This is a genomic window from Streptomyces sp. MA5143a, from assembly GCF_900290235.1.
Classification (GTDB): Bacteria; Actinomycetota; Actinomycetes; order Streptomycetales; family Streptomycetaceae; genus Streptomyces.
The window spans coordinates 21,810-37,882 of the sequence record NZ_OLMK01000034.1; the positions used below are offsets into that span (position 1 = coordinate 21,810).

Annotated in this window: 12 protein-coding genes and 1 pseudogene; 5 read left to right on the plus strand and 8 right to left on the minus strand. The window is 72.5% G+C overall.

The features are described from left to right. Nucleotides 1-77: 77 nt before the first annotated feature. Complete coding sequence (locus tag SMA5143A_RS16680) at nucleotides 78-878, minus strand: crotonase/enoyl-CoA hydratase family protein (protein ID WP_107463707.1); 801 nt, start codon at nucleotides 876-878, stop codon at nucleotides 78-80. 212 nt (nucleotides 879-1,090) lie between these two features. Between SMA5143A_RS16680 and SMA5143A_RS16685 the strand changes: the two genes are divergently transcribed. After that, a complete protein-coding gene (locus tag SMA5143A_RS16685) occupies nucleotides 1,091-2,710 on the plus strand; it encodes an acyl-CoA synthetase (RefSeq protein WP_107463708.1) in 1,620 nt (539 codons plus the stop codon). A gap of 34 nt (nucleotides 2,711-2,744) precedes the next feature. On the opposite strand, the gene SMA5143A_RS43905 is transcribed toward SMA5143A_RS16685, so the two are convergent. The 3 genes and pseudogenes from SMA5143A_RS43905 to SMA5143A_RS16695 all read right to left on the minus strand — a co-directional run bounded on the left by SMA5143A_RS43905 (nucleotide 2,745) and on the right by SMA5143A_RS16695 (nucleotide 5,514). Next, nucleotides 2,745-3,101, minus strand: a complete 357-nt coding sequence (locus SMA5143A_RS43905; protein WP_258193580.1) for a DUF6193 family natural product biosynthesis protein — start codon at nucleotides 3,099-3,101, stop codon at nucleotides 2,745-2,747. Nucleotides 3,102-3,110: 9 nt separating this feature from the next. Further along, nucleotides 3,111-3,944, minus strand: a pseudogene (locus SMA5143A_RS16690) (alpha/beta fold hydrolase); the annotation flags it as partial. Between the two features lie 70 nt (nucleotides 3,945-4,014). Beyond that, a complete protein-coding gene (locus tag SMA5143A_RS16695; protein WP_107463709.1) occupies nucleotides 4,015-5,514 on the minus strand; it encodes an acyl-CoA synthetase in 1,500 nt (499 codons plus the stop codon). Between the two features lie 229 nt (nucleotides 5,515-5,743). Between SMA5143A_RS16695 and SMA5143A_RS16700 the strand changes: the two genes are divergently transcribed. Both SMA5143A_RS16700 and SMA5143A_RS16705 read left to right on the plus strand, forming a co-directional pair. After that, nucleotides 5,744-8,161: a penicillin acylase family protein gene (locus SMA5143A_RS16700; RefSeq protein ID WP_107463710.1), complete on the plus strand. Its 2,418-nt coding sequence runs from the start codon at nucleotides 5,744-5,746 to the stop codon at nucleotides 8,159-8,161. Between the two features lie 82 nt (nucleotides 8,162-8,243). After that, nucleotides 8,244-9,062, plus strand: a complete 819-nt coding sequence (locus SMA5143A_RS16705) for an SAM-dependent methyltransferase (RefSeq protein ID WP_107463711.1) — start codon at nucleotides 8,244-8,246, stop codon at nucleotides 9,060-9,062. Nucleotides 9,063-9,065: 3 nt separating this feature from the next. On the opposite strand, the gene SMA5143A_RS16710 is transcribed toward SMA5143A_RS16705, so the two are convergent. The 4 genes from SMA5143A_RS16710 to SMA5143A_RS16725 all read right to left on the minus strand — a co-directional run bounded on the left by SMA5143A_RS16710 (nucleotide 9,066) and on the right by SMA5143A_RS16725 (nucleotide 14,519). Next, nucleotides 9,066-10,646, minus strand: coding sequence for an acyl-CoA synthetase (locus tag SMA5143A_RS16710; RefSeq protein WP_107463712.1), 1,581 nt, complete (start codon nucleotides 10,644-10,646; stop codon nucleotides 9,066-9,068). Further along, nucleotides 10,643-11,755 (minus strand): NAD(P)H-dependent flavin oxidoreductase, encoded by a 1,113-nt coding sequence (locus SMA5143A_RS16715; protein WP_107463713.1) that lies wholly within the window; start codon nucleotides 11,753-11,755, stop codon nucleotides 10,643-10,645. Before SMA5143A_RS16715 ends, SMA5143A_RS16710 begins: the two co-directional genes overlap by 4 nt. 182 nt (nucleotides 11,756-11,937) lie before the next feature. Next, nucleotides 11,938-12,876 (minus strand): hypothetical protein, encoded by a 939-nt coding sequence (locus SMA5143A_RS43910; RefSeq protein WP_258193563.1) that lies wholly within the window; start codon nucleotides 12,874-12,876, stop codon nucleotides 11,938-11,940. Beyond that, the gene (locus SMA5143A_RS16725; RefSeq protein ID WP_107463714.1) at nucleotides 12,873-14,519 is read right to left on the minus strand and encodes a serine/threonine-protein kinase; all 1,647 of its coding nucleotides are present in this window, start codon (nucleotides 14,517-14,519) and stop codon (nucleotides 12,873-12,875) included. Before SMA5143A_RS16725 ends, SMA5143A_RS43910 begins: the two co-directional genes overlap by 4 nt. 202 nt (nucleotides 14,520-14,721) lie before the next feature. On the opposite strand from SMA5143A_RS16725, the gene sigK reads away from it, so the two are divergent. After that, a complete protein-coding gene (gene sigK / locus SMA5143A_RS16730; RefSeq protein ID WP_107463715.1) occupies nucleotides 14,722-15,306 on the plus strand; it encodes an ECF RNA polymerase sigma factor SigK in 585 nt (194 codons plus the stop codon). Then, on the plus strand, nucleotides 15,303-16,055 hold the full coding sequence (locus SMA5143A_RS16735) for an anti-sigma factor (RefSeq protein WP_107463716.1): 753 nt from the start codon (nucleotides 15,303-15,305) through the stop codon (nucleotides 16,053-16,055). Before sigK ends, SMA5143A_RS16735 begins: the two co-directional genes overlap by 4 nt. Nucleotides 16,056-16,073: the final 18 nt, after the last annotated feature.

A 16,073-nucleotide genomic window follows, 5' to 3' on the forward strand; every position in this document is an offset into this window, starting at 1 on the left:
TCCGGGGCGCGGGAGTGAGCCTCCACGTGGCCGCACCGGGGGCGCCGGGCGGCCGGGAGCCGCCCCCGGCGGGGCGCTCACGCCCGTTTGTAGACGGGGGGCCGTTTCTCGGCGAAGGCGCGGGCCCCTTCCTTGGCGTCGTCCGTGTCGAAGACCGGCCATCCCCGTTTCAGCTCGGCGGCCAGTCCGTCCGTCTCGCTCATCTCGGCCGTCTCGTACACGGACGCCTTGACGGCCTCCACGGCGAGCGGACCGCACGCGTTGATCCGCTCGGCGATCTCCAGGGCCTTCGCCAGGGCGTCGCCGTCGGGCACGACATGCCCGATCAGTCCGATGTCCGCGGCCTCGCGGGCGGAGTACGGGCGGCCGGTGAGCAGCATCTCCAGCGCGTGGGTGCGGGGGATCTGCCGCTGGAGGCGGACCGTGGAGCCGCCGATCGGGAAGAGGCCGCGCCGCACCTCGAAGAGGCCGAAGGTGGCCGACTCCCCCGCGACGCGGATGTCGGTGCCCTGGAGGATCTCGGTGCCGCCCGCGACGCAGTGGCCCTCGACGGCGGCGATCACGGGTTTGCGGGGCCGGTGGTGGCGGAGCATCGCCTTCCAGTGGAGGTCGGGGTCGGCCTTGAGCCGCTCCCGGTGCTGCTCGCCGTCCATGCCCCTGCCGGCGAGCGCCTTGAGGTCCATCCCGGCGCAGAAGGAGCCGCCGGAGCCGGTGAGGACGATCGAGCGGATCTCGTCGTCCGCGTCGGCGGCGAGCCAGCCGTCGTACAGGCCGACGAGCATGGACAGTGAGAGCGCGTTCTTGGCCTCGGGCCGGTTGAGCGTGAGCACCAGTGTGGCGCCTTCGCGCCGCACGGTGAGGTGTTCCGTGCCACCCATCGCTTCCTCCCGTGGGGCAGGGCGAGAACAGGTTCCGTCTGCGGAACGAGAACAGGTTGCAGGAGGCGCGGAGCCAGTACAAGAGTTTTCTGACAGTCAGTCAGATTTCTTCTGCGCGAGCCCTTCACAGTCACGGCCCCCTTTGCTCTGATGACCGGCAACCGACGGATGGCAGCCACCCGCCAGGCGCGCCCGGGGTCAGGAGGAGCACGGTGGAGTACAACCTTGCCGACCTGTTCGAGTCGGTGGTCGACGTCGTCCCGGACCGGGCGGCGCTCACGTATCTCGACATCCCCGGTACGGGCGCGGACCGGCGGCTCACCTACGCGGAACTGGACGCGGCGGCGAACCGGATCGGCCACCACCTGCTGGACAGCGGGCTGCGGCCCGGTGAACACGTGGGCCTGCATCTGTACAACGGCGTCGAGTACCTCCAGACCGCGCTGGGCTGCCTCAAGGCGCGGCTCGTACCGGTCAACGTCAACTACCGTTATGTCGAAGAGGAGTTGGTGTACCTCTACCGCGACGCGGATCTGACGGGCCTGGTGTTCGACGCGGAGTTCGGCGGGCGCGTGGCGAAGGCCGTGCCGCGGACGGAGAAGCTGCGGCATCTGGTGCGGGTGGGGACCTCCGCGCCGGACGCGCCCGATCTGCCCGCGACCGACTTCGCCGACGCCGAGGCCTCCGGGTCGGCCGGTCGGGGCTTCCCGGCCCGCTCGGGCGACGATCTGTTCATCATCTACACCGGCGGCACGACGGGCATGCCCAAGGGTGTGATGTGGCGTCAGGAGGACCTGTTCTTCTCGGGGCTGGGCGGCGGGGCGCCGACCGGGGAGCCGGTGAAGGCACCCGAGGAGCTGGCCGAGCGGGTCGCGGCGGGCGGTGACGGGATCACGTTCTTCCCCACCGCGCCGCTGATGCACGGCACGTCGACGCTCACGGCGTTCATCGGGTTCAACTTCGGCCAACGGGTCGTCATCCACCGCAAGTTCGTGCCCGAGGAGGTACTGCGGACGATCGAGCGGGAGCGGGTCACCAGTGTGTCGCTGGTGGGCGACGCGATGCTGCGTCCGCTGATCGACGCGCTGAACGGCCCGATGAAGGGTACGGACTGTTCGTCGCTGTTCAGTGTGTCGTCGTCCGGCGCGATCATGTCGGAGACGGTGCGCCGGCAGTTCCAGGCCCTGGTGCCGAACGTGATGCTGCTGAACAACTTCGGTTCGTCGGAGTCCGGCTTCAACGGCACGGCGACCGACGACTCGGGGGCGGGCGACGGCTTCAGGATCCGCGTCCACGCCCGAACCCGGGTGGTGGACCCGGCGACGTACGAGCCCGTCCCGGTCGGCGTGCCGGGCCGGGTCGCCCAGCGCGGCCATGTGCCCCTCGGCTACTACAACGACCCGCGGAAAACGGCCGAGACCTTCTTCGAGAAGGACGGCGAGCGCTGGGTGCTCCTCGGCGACATGGCGACCGTCGACGAGGAGGGGGTGGTCACCGTCCTCGGCCGGGGTTCGCAGTGCATCAACACCGGTGGCGAGAAGGTGTACCCGGAGGAGGTCGAGCAGGCGCTCAAGGCCCACCCCGACGTGTACGACGCGCTGGTCGCCGGGGTGCCGGACGCCCGCTGGGGCAACCATGTGGCGGCCGTGGTGCAGCTTCGCGAGGGCGCCTTGCGCCCGACCCTGGAGGACATCCAGACCCACTGCCGCACCCGCCTCGCCGGGTACAAGATCCCCCGCCAGCTCGTCCTCACCGACACCATCCAACGCTCCCCCAGCGGCAAGGCGGACTACCGGTGGGCCCGGTCGGTGGCGGTGTCGGCGGACGGGTGAGCGCCTCGGGCCCCGCCGGGCGGGGCCGCCCCGGCTACTCCGAGGGGCTGTCGGCCGCCTCCGGCCACGGCCCTTCGACGGCGGGCCCGCAGTCGTCCGGCAGATGGGCGACGACGAGCGCGGCGGCCTCCTCCGGGGTGGCCGTCTCCCCGAGGATCTCGGCGGACCGGGCGGCGTACACCACGTAGCCGGTGAAGCCGGTGGCGATGTGGGGAAGGTCGTTGCTCCAGGGAAACTCGGTGTTGCGGTGGAAGAACAGGGCACCGTGGCTGGGGAACGGGTACAGCCGGCGGAGTCTCGGCTCGGCGAACGCCGCCTCGATCACCTCGGGACAGCCCCGGCGCGCCTCGGGGTGCCCCTCCCGCAGCATGCGCCAGGTCCGCTCCACCACCGACTCGTCACCGGCGAGGAACGTCGTGACACGGCGTACGAACCACTCCGGGTCGTCGAGCCAGGGGAAGTGCGCGGCGCCGGGCTGGATCGAGTACTCGCCCTCGGGGAAGAGACCGGCCGCCTGCCGTACGAGCCCCGGGGTCGGGCCGGTGTCGAGCGCGCCGCCGAGGTAGAGGACGGGGGCGGCCAGTTCGGCGAGGGCGGCTCGGGTGGCCTCGGGGTCGTACGCGCCGGCGGAGCCGTAGGCATCGGCGGCGTCGTCGTTGGTCTGCGCCACCTCGGCGGCCATGTGGGCCTCGGCGGCGGTGTCCCAGCGGCCGTAGAAGAACGGCATCATCGCGTCGTCGAAGGGGCCGCGTCCGGTCCAGGCGGCCTCGAAGTGCGGGTACGCGTCGGCGAACCAGGGCTCGTCCGCGCGCAGGCGGGCCGCCGCGAGCCGGTCCTCGACCGTTACCGGCAGGCCCAGCGCCCAGGGGGTGGCGGTGATCAGGGCCAGCCGGGAGACCCGGTGCGGGTGGCGGGCCGCGTACAGCGTGGCGAGGTTGCCGCCCGCCGAGTGGGCGAGGACGTCCACGCGTTCCAGGCCCAGGTGCGCGCGCAGGGCCTCCACATCGTCCACCTGCCGGTCGCACCGGTACGTCGCCGGGTCGGCCGGGACCGCCGAGTCGCCCGTACCGCGCAGGTCCAGCAGGATCAGACGACGGTGGGCGGCGAGTCCGCCCAGGTCGCCCAGGTAGGCGGAGGCGCGCATGGGGCCGCCGGGGAGGACGATCAGCGGATCGCCCTCGCCGCGCACGTGGTAGGCGAGTTCGGTTCCGTCGGGTGCGGTGAGGCGTGGCATGGAGTCGATCTTGCTGGCCGGGGGTGGTGCCACGCAACGGAGTTCGAGGGGAACGGCGCGGGAGCGGGGCTCAGGGTCGCGCGTACCGGTCCCTCAGTTCCCGCTTGAGGATCTTCCCGCTCGCGTTGCGCGGCAGTTCGTCCACGAAGAGCACCTTCTTCGGCGCCTTGAAGTGCGGGAGCTTCTCCCGTGCGTGGGCGACGAGTTCGGCCTCGGTGACCTCGCCACGCGGGACGACGACCGCGGTGACGGCCTCGATCCAGTGGTCGTCGGGCAGTCCGACGACGGCGACCTCGGCGACCTGCTCATGGGTGTAGAGGGCGTCCTCGACCTGGCGGGAGGCGATGAGGACGCCGCCGGAGTTGATGACGTCCTTGACGCGGTCGACGATGGTGAAGAAGCCGTCGGCGTCGCGGACCGCGAGGTCGCCGGAGTGGAACCAGCCGTCGCGGAACGCGGCGGCGGTCTCCTCGGGCTTGTCCCAGTAGCCCTCGCACAGCTGCGGGGACTGGTAGACGATCTCACCGGGGGTGCCGTCGGGCACGTCCGATCCCTTGTCGTCGACGACCCTGGCCTCGACGAACATGACGGGGCGCCCGCAGGAATCCATGCGGCCCTTGTGCTCGTAGGGGCCGAGGACCATGGCGAGGGGGCCGATCTCGCTCTGGCCGAAGCAGTTGTGGAAGGCGAGCTTCGGCAGGCGCTCCTTGAGGCGCTCCAGGACGGGCACCGGCATGATCGACGCCCCGTAGTACGCCTTGCGCAGGCCGCTGAGGTCGCGGCTGTCGAAGTCGGGACGGTTCGACAGCGCGATCCACACGGTGGGCGGGGCGAAGAGGCTGTCGGCGGCGCCCGACTCGACGAGGTCGAGGATCCGGTCGCCGTCGGGCGCGTCGAGGATGGTGTTGGTGGCGCCGACGGCGAGGTACGGCACCAGGAAGACGTGCATCTGCGCGGAGTGGTACAGCGGCAGCGAGTGCACCGGCCGGTCACCGGCGGACAGGTCGAGGGCGGTGATGGCGCTCAGGTACTCGTGGACCAGCGCGCGGTGCGTCATCATCGCGCCCTTGGGCAGGGCGGTGGTGCCGGAGGTGTAGAGCAGTTGGACCAGGTCCTCGGCCTTCGGCTCCTCGCCGTCGTACGGCTCGGTGGCGGCGAGCCGGGCGAGCAGTGAGTCGTCCGCGTCGCGCAGCGGGAGGGTGCGGGTCGCCTCGGGGAGGTTCCCGGCGAGGTCCGGGTCGGTGAGGACGAGGGTGCTGCCCGACTGGTCGAGGAGGTACGCCAGGTCGTCGCCGGTGAGGTGCTGGTTGACCGGGACGTGGACGAGGCCGGCGCGGGCTGCGGCCAGGAACGCGATCAGATAGGCGTCCGAGTTGTGGCCGTAGGCGGCGACCCGGTCGCCCGGCCCCAGTCCGGTGTCGCGCAGGGCGCGGGCGGCGCGGGAGACGGCGTCGTCCAGCTCGGCGTACGTCCAGGAACGGTCGCCGTAGCGGATCGCGACGCGCGCCGGGGTCCGCCGGGCACTGCGCCGCAGCACCCCGTCGACCGTCACATTGCGTCCAGCCGTCATGATCCGCCCTTTCGTCCACCGGTTCCCGGCGTGATCCTCGTTCGGCCGCGCGAGCAAGGTCAAGCGTGCCGCGCACCTGGCCGGAATCCGGTCCGCGTGGCGGGAAACGACTCAACTCCGTTCCCTGGTTCACGAGTCAACCAAGGTGAAGATCAACGCACCTCTGGACTACGTACGAACGCACTGTCAGGCTCAACCGTTTCTTCCCCCATGACGTCGGGAGGCCCCCATGCGCACCCGTCTGAGACATCTCGTCGTCTCGGCCGTCGCCCTGCTCACCGCCTCGGCCGCCTTACCCGCGGCCACCGCCGCCGATGGCGACCGTGGCGGCGGTGACCATCCCTCCCACGGCGGGCTGTCCGCCGTGATCCGCTACACCGAGTACGGCATTCCGCACATCGTCGCCGATGACTACGCGGATCTCGGCTTCGGCACCGGCTGGGCGCAGGCCGCCGACCAGGTGTGCGTGCTGGCCGACGGATTCGTGACCGTGCGCGGCGAGCGGTCGCGCCACTTCGGGCCGGACACCGCGCCCGACTTCTCGCTCTCCTCGGCGACGAAGAACCTCACGAGTGACCTGTACTTCCGGGGCGTCCGGGACACCGGCTCCGTGCGGCGGCTGCTGGAGCGGCCCGCGCCGGTCGGCCCGAGCCGCGAGGTCAAGGAGCTGATGCGCGGCTGGGCGGCCGGCTACAACGCCTGGCTGAGGAAGAACCGGATCACCGACCCCGCGTGCCGGGGCGCCGCCTGGGTGCGGCCGGTGACCACGCTCGACGTCTTCTCCCGCGCGTACGCCCTGGCCGTCCTCGGTGGCGAGGGGCGGTTCGTGGACGCCATCGCCACCGCCCAGCCGCCCGCCCCCGGAGCGGCGCCGAAGGCCGCGGCGCCGGACGTGAAGGCCGCCGCGCGGGCCGCGAGCGAGCTGTTCTCCGCCGGCGACGCCGATATGGGCTCCAACGCGGTCGCCTTCCGCGGCGACACCACGGCGAACGGGCGCGGTCTGCTGCTGGGCAACCCGCACTACCCGTGGGCCGGGGGCCGCCGCTTCTGGCAGGCGCAGCAGACGATCCCCGGCGAGCTGAACGTCTCCGGCGGTTCGCTGCTGGGCTCGCCCATCACCCAGATCGGGTTCAACGCGAAGGTGGCGTGGAGCCACACGGTCGCGACCGGCACCCCCATGAACCTGCACCAGCTGACCCTGGATCCGGCCGACCCGACGACGTACCTGGTCGACGGGAAGGCGGAGCGGATGACGAAGCGGAGCGTCACCGTCGCCGTGAAGGACGGCGCGCCGGTCACCCGCACCCAGTGGTGGACCCGCTACGGACCGGTCGTCACCTCCCTGGGCAGTGACCTCTCGCTGCCGTGGACGGCCGGCACCGCGTACGCGCTGTCCGACCCGAACACGACGAACCTGAGGTTCGCCGACACCTCCCTCGGCTTCGCCAAGGCACGCGGAACGGCCGACATCCTGAAGGCCCTCGGCCGGCACCAGGGGCTGCCCTGGGTGAACACCGTGGCCGCGGACTCCGCCGGGCACACCCTGTTCACCCAGTCGCAGGTGCTGCCCCGGATCACCGACGAGCTGGCGGCGCGCTGCTCCACCCCGCTGGGCCGGGCCACGTACCCGGCGGCGGGTGTCGCCGTCCTGGACGGCGCGCGTGGCGACTGTGCGCCCGGCAGTGATCCCGACGCCCTCCAGCCGGGGGTCTTCGGGCCGGCGAGGATGCCGACGCTGAAGGACGCCCCGTACGCGGAGAACTCCAACGACAGCGCGTGGCTGGCCAACGCGGACCGGCCGCTCACCGGCTACGAGCGGGTCTTCGGCAACCTCGGCACCCAGCGGTCGATGCGCACGCGCGGCGCGGTCGAGGACGTCGCGGCGATGGCCGGCAAGGGCGGGCTGACCGTACGGGACCTGCAGAAGCAGCAGTTCGCCAACCGGGTGCCCGCGGCCGATCTGGCCGTCGGCGACGCGGCGCGGGCGTGTGCCGCGCTGCCGGGTGGCACGGCGACGGGCAGTGACGGCACGGCCGTCGACGTGTCCGAGGCCTGCCGGGTCCTCGCGGGGTGGGACCGGACCGCGGACACCGGCAGCCGGGGTGCGCTGCTCTACGACCGGTTCTGGCGCAAGCTGACCCGCGCCGTGCCGAACGCGCAGCTGTGGAAGGTGCCGTTCTCGGCGGCCGATCCGGTGAGGACGCCGAACACGCTGAACACGGCCGCGCCCGGCTTCGCCACGGCGCTCGCGGACACGGTGACGGAGCTGCGGGCGGCGGGCATCGCGCTGGACGCGAGGCTCGGGGAACACCAGTTCGTCGTCCGGGGGGACCGGCGCATCCCGGTGCACGGCGGTACGGAGTCGCTGGGCGTCTGGAACAAGATCGAGGCGCCGTGGAACGCCGCCGCCGGCGGCTATGCCGAGGTGTCGTCGGGTTCCAGCCACATCCAGGCGGTCGGCTGGGACGGCAGCCGCTGCCCGGTGGCCCGCACCCTGCTGACCTACGGGCAGTCCTCGAACCCGAACTCCCCGCACTACGGCGATCAGACCCGGTTGTTCTCCGCGAAGAAGTGGGTGACGACCCGGTTCTGCGAGAAGGACATCCGGTCGTCGCCGAAGCTCAAGGTGGTGCGCGTGAGCCAATGATCCGGGGAGGTGTGGTGCCGTCCCGGTGCGGGACGGCACCATGCCGTTGGCATATAACCCTTTCCCCGTAGGAGGCGATCCGGTGGCGCAGGACTCGTTACGCCCGGAGACCGACGCTCTCGCCAAGATCGACACGACGGTGCCGCACTCGGCCCGGATCTGGAACTACTGGCTCGGCGGCAAGGACAACTACCCCGTCGACCACGAGGCGGGCGACGCGTTCCGCGCGGTGTTCCCCGGCATCACCGACCTCGCCCGTGACTCCCGCGCCTTCCTCGGCCGGGCGGTGCGCTTCCTCGCCGGTGAGGCAGGGGTGCGCCAGTTCCTCGACATCGGCACGGGACTCCCGACGGCGGACAACACCCACCAGATCGCCCAGCGGGTGGCGCCCGAGGCACGGATCGTCTACGTCGACAACGACCCGCTGGTCCTGACGCACGCACGGGCCCTGCTCACCAGCACGCCCGAGGGCACGACCGACTACGTGGACGCCGACCTCCACGACCCCGCGACCGTGCTGCGCGAGGCGGCGCGCACGCTCGACCTCACCCGTCCGGTCGCGCTGACGATGATGCAGGTCTCCGGGCACATCGCGGACTACGACCGGGCCCGCGCCCTCATCGGCACCCTGCTGGACGCCCTGCCCTCCGGCAGCTGGTTCGCGTTCAACGACAGCGTCGACACGCACAAGGCCAACGCCGAGGCCACCCGGCAGTACAACGAGAGCGGCGCGGTGCCGTACTTCCTGCGCGCCCCGGAGGAACTCGCCGGGTTCTTCGACGGGTTGGAGCTGCTGGAGCCGGGGGTCGTCCCGCTGAACGACTGGCGCCCCGATCCGGCGGAGGGTCGCGGCGGGTCCGGTGAGGTGATCGCGCTCGGCGGGGTGGCGCGCAAGCCGTGACGCTCACACGGTCCGCTGACGTCCCTCCCAGTACGGTTCGCGCAGCCTCCGTTTGTAGAGCTTGCCGTTGGGGTCGCGGGGCATCGCGTCGGTGAAGTCGACGGTCTTCGGCCGTTTGTACCCGGCGAGTTCGCGGGCGCAGTGAGCGAGGATCTCCTCGGCGAGCGCGGGCCCGGCGGTGAAGCCGGGGGCCGGTTCGACGACGGCCTTCACCTCCTCGCCCCAGTCGTCGTGCGGGATGCCGAAGGCGGCGGCGTCGGCGACGGCGGGGTGGGTGAGGAGGGCGGACTCGATCTCGGCGGGGTAGATGTTGACGCCGCCGGAGATGATGAGGTCGATCTTGCGGTCGCGGAGGAAGAGATAGCCGTCCTCGTCGAGGAGACCGAGGTCGCCGACGGTGAAGAAGTCACCGATGCGGTTCTTGCGCGTCTTGCCCTCGTCCTTGTGGTACGAGAATCCGCCGGTGCTCATCTTCATGTACACGGTGCCGAGTTCACCCGGGGGCAGCCGGTTGCCGTCGTCGTCGAAGATCGCGAGTTCGCTGATGGGCCAGGCCTTGCCGACGGTGCCGGGCTTCTTCAGCCAGTCCTCGGCGGTGGCGAACGCTCCCCCGCCCTCGCTGGCCGCGTAGTACTCCTCGACGCTGTGCCCCCACCACTCGATCATGGCCCGCTTCACATGGTCCGGGCAGGGGGCGGCGCCGTGGATGGCGTGCCGCATGGACGACACGTCGTAGCGGGCGCGCACCTCCTCGGGGAGCGCCAGGAGCCGGTGGAACTGGGTGGGAACCATGTGCGTGTGGGTGCAGCGGTGGGTGTCGATGGCGCGGAGCATGCCCTCGGGGGTCCACTTGTCCATCACCACGAGTCGGTGCCCGATGTGCAGGGACGCGCCCGCGAACTGCAGGACGGCCGTGTGGTAGAGCGGCGAGCACACCAGGTGGACGTTGCCGTCGAACGGCCTGATGCCGAAGATGCCGAGGAAACCGCCGAGGTACGACTCCTCGGGGAGTTTGCCGGGCAGGGGGCGGCGGATGCCGCGCGGGCGGCCCGTGGTGCCCGAGGTGTAGTTCATCACCCAGCCGAGGGTGCGGCCCTCGGGCGGTGACTCCGGTTGCCCGGCGAGGAGTTCGGGGTACGGGCGGAATCCGTCGACCTCGCCGACCGCGTACCGGTGGCTGCCGGGGAGGCCGGCCTCGTCGGCCGCGTGGCGCGCGGCCCCGGCGAACCGTTCGTGGGCGATGAGCACCTTGGCGCCCGAGTCGGAGACGATCCAGGCGATCTCGGGGCCCACGAGATGGTGGTTGACGGGGACGAGGTAGAAGCCGGCCTGGCTGGCGGCGAGGTAGGCGGTGAGGAACTCGACGCCGTTGGGCAGGACGACGGCGAAGGCGTCGCCGCGTTCGAGGCCGGCCGCGCGCAGTCCGCGCACCAGCCGGTTGGCGGCGGCGTGCAGGCGTCCGGCGGTCCATTCCTCGCCGTCGGGGGCGACGAGCACGGGGCGGTCGGGGTCGGCGGTCGCCTGGGCCCAGAACCCCTGCGGGGCCTGCGCCTGCGCGGCGTGCTGCTGAAGGGCTCGGCTCACTGTTCCTCGCTCCTTCCGGCGATCCTGTTGACGCGGTCCACGGCCTGCTCGAAGCCCCGGGTGAGGTCGTCGAAGACGGCCTGGACACTGCGTTCGCTGGTCATGCGGCCGACGATCTGGCCGACCGGGGTGCCGAGGAGCGGCTCCACCTCGTACTTCTGGATGCGGGAGACCGCGTCGGCGACGAGCAGTCCTTGCAGAGGCATGGGGAGGGCGCCCGGGCCCTGCGGGTCGTCCCAGGCGTCGGTCCATTCGGTGCGGAGCTGGCGTGCGGGTTTGCCGGTGAGGGCGCGGGAGCGGACGGTGTCGCCGGAGCCGGCGGCGAGGAGCTTCTCGATCAGACGCGGCGAGGGCAGTTCGGCCTCGGTGGTGGTGAGCCACAGCGAGCCCAGCCACACTCCTTGAGCGCCGAGCGCGAACGCGGCGGCGATCTGCTGCCCGCTGCCGATGCCGCCGGCCGCGAGCACGGGCAACGGGGCGACGGCGTCCACGACTTCGGGGGTGAGCACCATGGAGGCGATCTCCCCGGTGTGGCCGCCGGCCTCGTAGCCCTGGGCGACGACGATGTCGATTCCGGCGTCGGCGTGCTTGCGGGCGTGGCGGGCGCTGCCGGCGAGCGCGGCGACCAGGACGTCCTGATCGTGGGCGCGGTCGATGACGTCGGCGGGTGGGGAGCCGAGGGCGTTGGCGAGCAGTCTGATCGGGTAGTCGAAGGCGACGTCCAGCTGGGTGCGGGCGACCTGTTCCATCCAGCCGGTGATGCGCCAGCCGGAGGGATCGCCCTCGGCGAGTTCCGGGACGCCGAACTTGGCGAGGGTGTCCTTGACGAACTGGCGGTGCCCTTCGGGGATCATCGCCTCGACGTCCGCCTCGGTGACGCCCTCCACCTTCTTGGCCGGCATGACGACGTCGAGCCCGTACGGCTTGCCGTCGACGTGGGCCTCGATCCAGTCGAGGTCGCGCTTGAGGTCGTCGGGGGCCGTGTAGCGGACCGCGCCGAGCACGCCGAAACCGCCGGCCCTGCTGATGGCGGCGGCGACGGCGGGGAACGGCGTGAAGCCGAAGACGGCGTACTCGACTCCGAGTTTTCTGCTCAGCTCCGTCTGCATGGTGCGCAGGATGCCGCAGTCCTCCGGACGAGGGAAGGGGTTTTCTGATGCACCGTCAGTTTTTGTGTGTAGCGCGGACGTGCGGTGGCCGCCCAGGGAGGGGATGGGTGCAGGATGACGGGCGGCTGCGGGTTCGTGGGGGCTTGTCGCGCAGTTCCCCGCGCCCCTTGGGTCGGCTGCCGTCAGGGGCAGGCGTACGTGAAGCGCTTCGTGGTCTTGTGGTCCGTGGGGGTGAGGATGTGGAGGTCGACCCGGGCCGTCTGGCGGCCCCTGCCCTCGAAGGTCCACAGGAGGTGGAGCTTGGCCCTGGTCTGGCCCCGGACCATCACCTCGCGCAGGACGCCCGATTCGGTGCCGTCGCTGCGGGTCCAGCGGTAGGTGAGGGTGCCGGGGCGGCCGTCGGTGGTGACCAGGCCGACGATGTCCACCGTCTTGTCGCAGCCCAGCACCGCCGGCCGGGCCTTGACCGCCACCGCGCGCACCTCGACGGAGGGGCCGAGACGCTGCCAGGCGAGGAAGGCGATGACGCAGAGCAGCACGAACGCGGGCAGCGCGTGTCGGCGCAGGCGGCGTCGGCGCGGGGGCGCGGGGAGCGGCGGCATCGTGGGCAGCGTCCGGTGGGTGCGCTGCGCGACGGTGGCCGTCACGCCGGGGCCGAAACGGAGCACGGTGCCGTCGGTGCGGTCCGGCTGCGGCAGCGGCGCCTCCGCGTCGGACGGGCCGACCAGCGTGGTGTCCTGCCTCACGAGGGTCGTGTCCGGCCTCACGAGTGTCGTGTCCGGCTTGACGAGGGTCACGTCCGGTTCGGCCCGCGTGCCGTCGGGCTCGACGAAGGTGCCGTCCGGGCCGAAGGCGACGGGGGCCGCACCGGCAGGGGTGGCGTCCCGCGGTTCCGGCGTGGTGGTGTCGGGCTCGAACGGCGTCGTCTCGGGCTCGATCAGCGTCGTGTCCGGGTCGGGCCGCTGGATCCACTGGCTGCCGAGGACGGTGGCGCTGTAGTCGGGGTCGTCGTAGCCGGACGGGTCGTGCGGGGCGGAGCGGCCGGCGGTGTCGAGCACCTGGGTGTGCTCGCCGTCCTGGCCCTCGGCGGACGCGGGGTCGCGGTCGTACGGTGCGGTCATCTGATCTCACACTGCCTGGTCAGGAGTTGCTGCGAGGCGCCGCCGTCGGCGGAGGCCGGAGTGGTCGTGGCCCGCACCGCCCAGTAGCAGCCCTTGCCCTGGAAGGTGTGAACGACGGTGAGGGTGTACGTGCTGGCTCCGCTGCGCTGGAACGTCTGGGCGGCGCCGTCCGGGGCGAGCTGCCGGATCTCGCCCGACAGCCACGAGACGGTCAGGGAGAACGGCCCGGTGCCGTCCGTGGTGATCTGGATCGTCGCCGTGGCGGTGGTCAGGCCCGTCTGCCGGAAGCCCGTCACCGTGATGTCCTTGACGGCCGGCGCGCTCGGGGCGCTGGGGGACGCGCTCGTCGGGGTCGCCTCGGTGGTCGTCTCCGTCGGCGGTGTCGTCTCCGTCGTCGTCGGAGCGGTGGTGGTGGTGGACGGGGACGGATCCCCCGTGTCGGTGCTCTCCGACGCCGAGGCCGAGGCCGACGGGCTGGTGGACTCGCTGGGGGTGGTCGACGCCGAGGACGAGGAGGAAGGCGTCCCGGTCGGGTCGGCGGGATCCGACGACTCGGCGCCGGGCTCGAAGCTGGTGGTGGCCAGGGCCTGCGCCGCCTCCTGCGGGGTCACCGGTGTGTGCTGCACACCGTAGGTGAGGAACGCGCCCAGGAGCAGCGCGGCGCCGGACACCGCGAGGCCCGGCCGACCGGGGCGCCACGAGCGGGCCCAGTCGCGGCGCGGCCCCTGGCTCAGGACGGTGCGGGCGGTGTCGGTGGTGGTCTCCGGGGTGCTGCGGGCCGAGGGCAGCAGCAGGGCCAGCAGCGCCACCAGCGCGGCGAGCCGGCCACGGCCGCGTTCCTCCCAGTCGGGCCCGTAGGCGGCACCGGCGACCGCCTCCAGGTCGGCGACGAACTCCTCGGCGTGCGACGGGCGGTCCCCGGGGTTCTTGGCGAGACCGCGCCGGACGAGGTCCCGCACCGGCGCGGGGACCTCCTCGGCGGGGACGGGCGCGTCGACGTGCTGGAGCGCGAGGGCGGCCAGGTTGTCGCCCGCGTAGGGCTTGTGGCCGGTCAGGCACTCGAAGAACGTGGCCGTGGCCGCGTACACGTCGGCGGCGGGCGAGGCGGGCGCGCCGGTCCACTGCTCGGGCGCCATGTAGGAGGGGGTACCGGCGGCACCGGCCTTGGTGCCGGCGTCCGCCGCGATCCCGAAGTCGACGAGCTTGGACGCCCCGTCCGGTACGACCATGACGTTCTCGGGCTTGTAGTCGCGGTGGACGACCCCGACGCGGTGCGCGTCGGCGAGTCCGAGCAGCGAGCCCTTCAGGATCACGAGGGCGGCCTCCGCGTCGAGGGGGCCCTCCCGGGTGAGCAGGGTCCGCAGCGAGACCCCGTCCACCAGCTCCATCACGATGGCGGCGCCGTCGGTGCTCTCGACGTACTCGTACAGCTCGGCGACGTACGGGCTCTCCAGGCCGGCGAGGAGCCGGGCCTCGGCACGGAAGTCGCGTACGAAGCCGGGCCGGTCACGCAGTGACTCGCTGAGGTACTTCATCGCGACCGGGACACCGGTCTCCTCGTGCACGGCGAGGACGACCCGCCCGCTCGCCCCCGCCCCGAGCTCCAGTGACTCGGTGTATCCGGGCACCGCCCATGTGTTCATTCCAGCCCCCCAAGGCCGCCGTGCCGCCGGAACCCCCACGCCCCGGAGTAGGACCACGCGTCCTGAGACACATATTCGGCCACTTCGGTTGCGGTCCGACACCCGCGGTCCAGCCCGTGGACTTTCCCCGCGGGTGCAACCGAACCGGGGGCTCGACAGGAACGGATGGCATCCGGACACGGCGCGATGGTGGAGGCCCTCGGTGACAGAAGCGGTGCGTATCGGCAGGCATCCCTCGGCGGAGCCCGACCTCCAGGAACTGGTGGGCCTGGTGGCCCTGGGGGACGAGGAGGCGTTCGCCCCGCTCTACGACTCCGTGGCCGGTCCCGTCCTCGGCGTCGTGCTCTCGGTGCTGCGGGACCGGGCACAGTCGGAGGAGGTGGCGCAGGAGGTCCTGGTGGAGGTGTGGCGGACCGCACCCCGCTACCGGTCCGACCGGGGCACCGCCATCAACTGGATCCTCACGCTGGCCCACCGCCGAGCGGTGGACCGGGTCCGCTCGGTGGACGCCGCGGCCGCCCGTGACCACAGGGCGGCGCTGCTGGCGCGGCTGCCCGAGTACGACGAGGTGGCGGAGCAGGTCGAGGCGCGGCTGGAGCGCGAGCAGGTCCGGCGCTGTCTGCGCACACTGACCGAGGTCCAGCACCAGGCCGTCACCCTGGCGTACTACCGGGGGCTCACCCACCGTGAGGTGGCCGAGGCGCTCGCGGTCCCGCTGGGCACCGTCAAGACCAGGCTGCGCGACGGCCTCATCCGGCTGCGCGACTGCCTGGGGGTGACCGCGTGAGGACCGTCGACCCGCACCGGCTGACCGGGGCCTACGCGCTGCACGCCCTGTCCCCGGAGGAGACCGTGCGGTTCGAGCGTCACCTCGCGGGCTGCGACGCCTGCGCACAGGAGACGGCCGAGCTGTCGGCGACGGCGGCCCGGCTGGGACTCGCCGTCGCCACGGCCACCACGCCGGGCATGCGGGACCAGGTACTGCGCCGGATCACCACCGTGCGGCAGGAGACGCCCGGCGGGCCGGGGCCGGGACGCCGCGGCCGGGCCGGGCCGCGGGCCCGGCCGGTCTCCCGCTGGGCCCTGGCCGCCTGCCTCGCGGCGGCCTCGGCTCTCGGCGGGACGGCCGTGTGGCAGCACGAGCGGGCGGAGGACGCCCGCGCTGAGGCGCGCGGTGCCGCGCGGACGGCGGACGAGATCGCCGCCGTGCTGGCCGCGCCGGACGCCAAGGTGCGGGCGGCCGAGCTGTCCGGCGGCGCGTCCGGTGCCGTCGTCGTCTCCCGCGACCAGGACCGGGCCGTGTTCGTCGCCTCGGGGATGACGCGTCCGCCGGGCGGCAAGGTCTACCAGCTCTGGTTCGACGACGGTGTCGGCATGCGGTCGGCCGGTCTGATGGACCCGGGCCGCGCCGACCAGACCGTGCTGCTGCGCGGGGCCGTCGACGGCGCGTCCGGCATGGGCATCACCCTGGAACCCGAGGGCGGCTCCGACCACCCCACCTCCGCCCCGCTCGCCCAGCTGCCGTTCCCCGTCTGACCGGGAGAAGACCGCCGA

What these genes read in the sequence shown, in the direction of transcription:
- SMA5143A_RS16680 (WP_107463707.1), bottom strand. Translation starts at nt 878, where the DNA reads ATGGGTGGCACGGAACACCTCACCGTGCGGCGCGAAGGCGCCACACTG.
- SMA5143A_RS16695 (WP_107463709.1), bottom strand. Translation starts at nt 5,514, where the DNA reads ATGACGGCTGGACGCAATGTGACGGTCGACGGGGTGCTGCGGCGCAGT.
- SMA5143A_RS16700 (WP_107463710.1), top strand. Translation starts at nt 5,744, where the DNA reads ATGCGCACCCGTCTGAGACATCTCGTCGTCTCGGCCGTCGCCCTGCTC.
- SMA5143A_RS16715 (WP_107463713.1), bottom strand. Translation starts at nt 11,755, where the DNA reads ATGCAGACGGAGCTGAGCAGAAAACTCGGAGTCGAGTACGCCGTCTTC.
- SMA5143A_RS43910 (WP_258193563.1), bottom strand. Translation starts at nt 12,876, where the DNA reads ATGACCGCACCGTACGACCGCGACCCCGCGTCCGCCGAGGGCCAGGAC.
- SMA5143A_RS16725 (WP_107463714.1), bottom strand. Translation starts at nt 14,519, where the DNA reads ATGAACACATGGGCGGTGCCCGGATACACCGAGTCACTGGAGCTCGGG.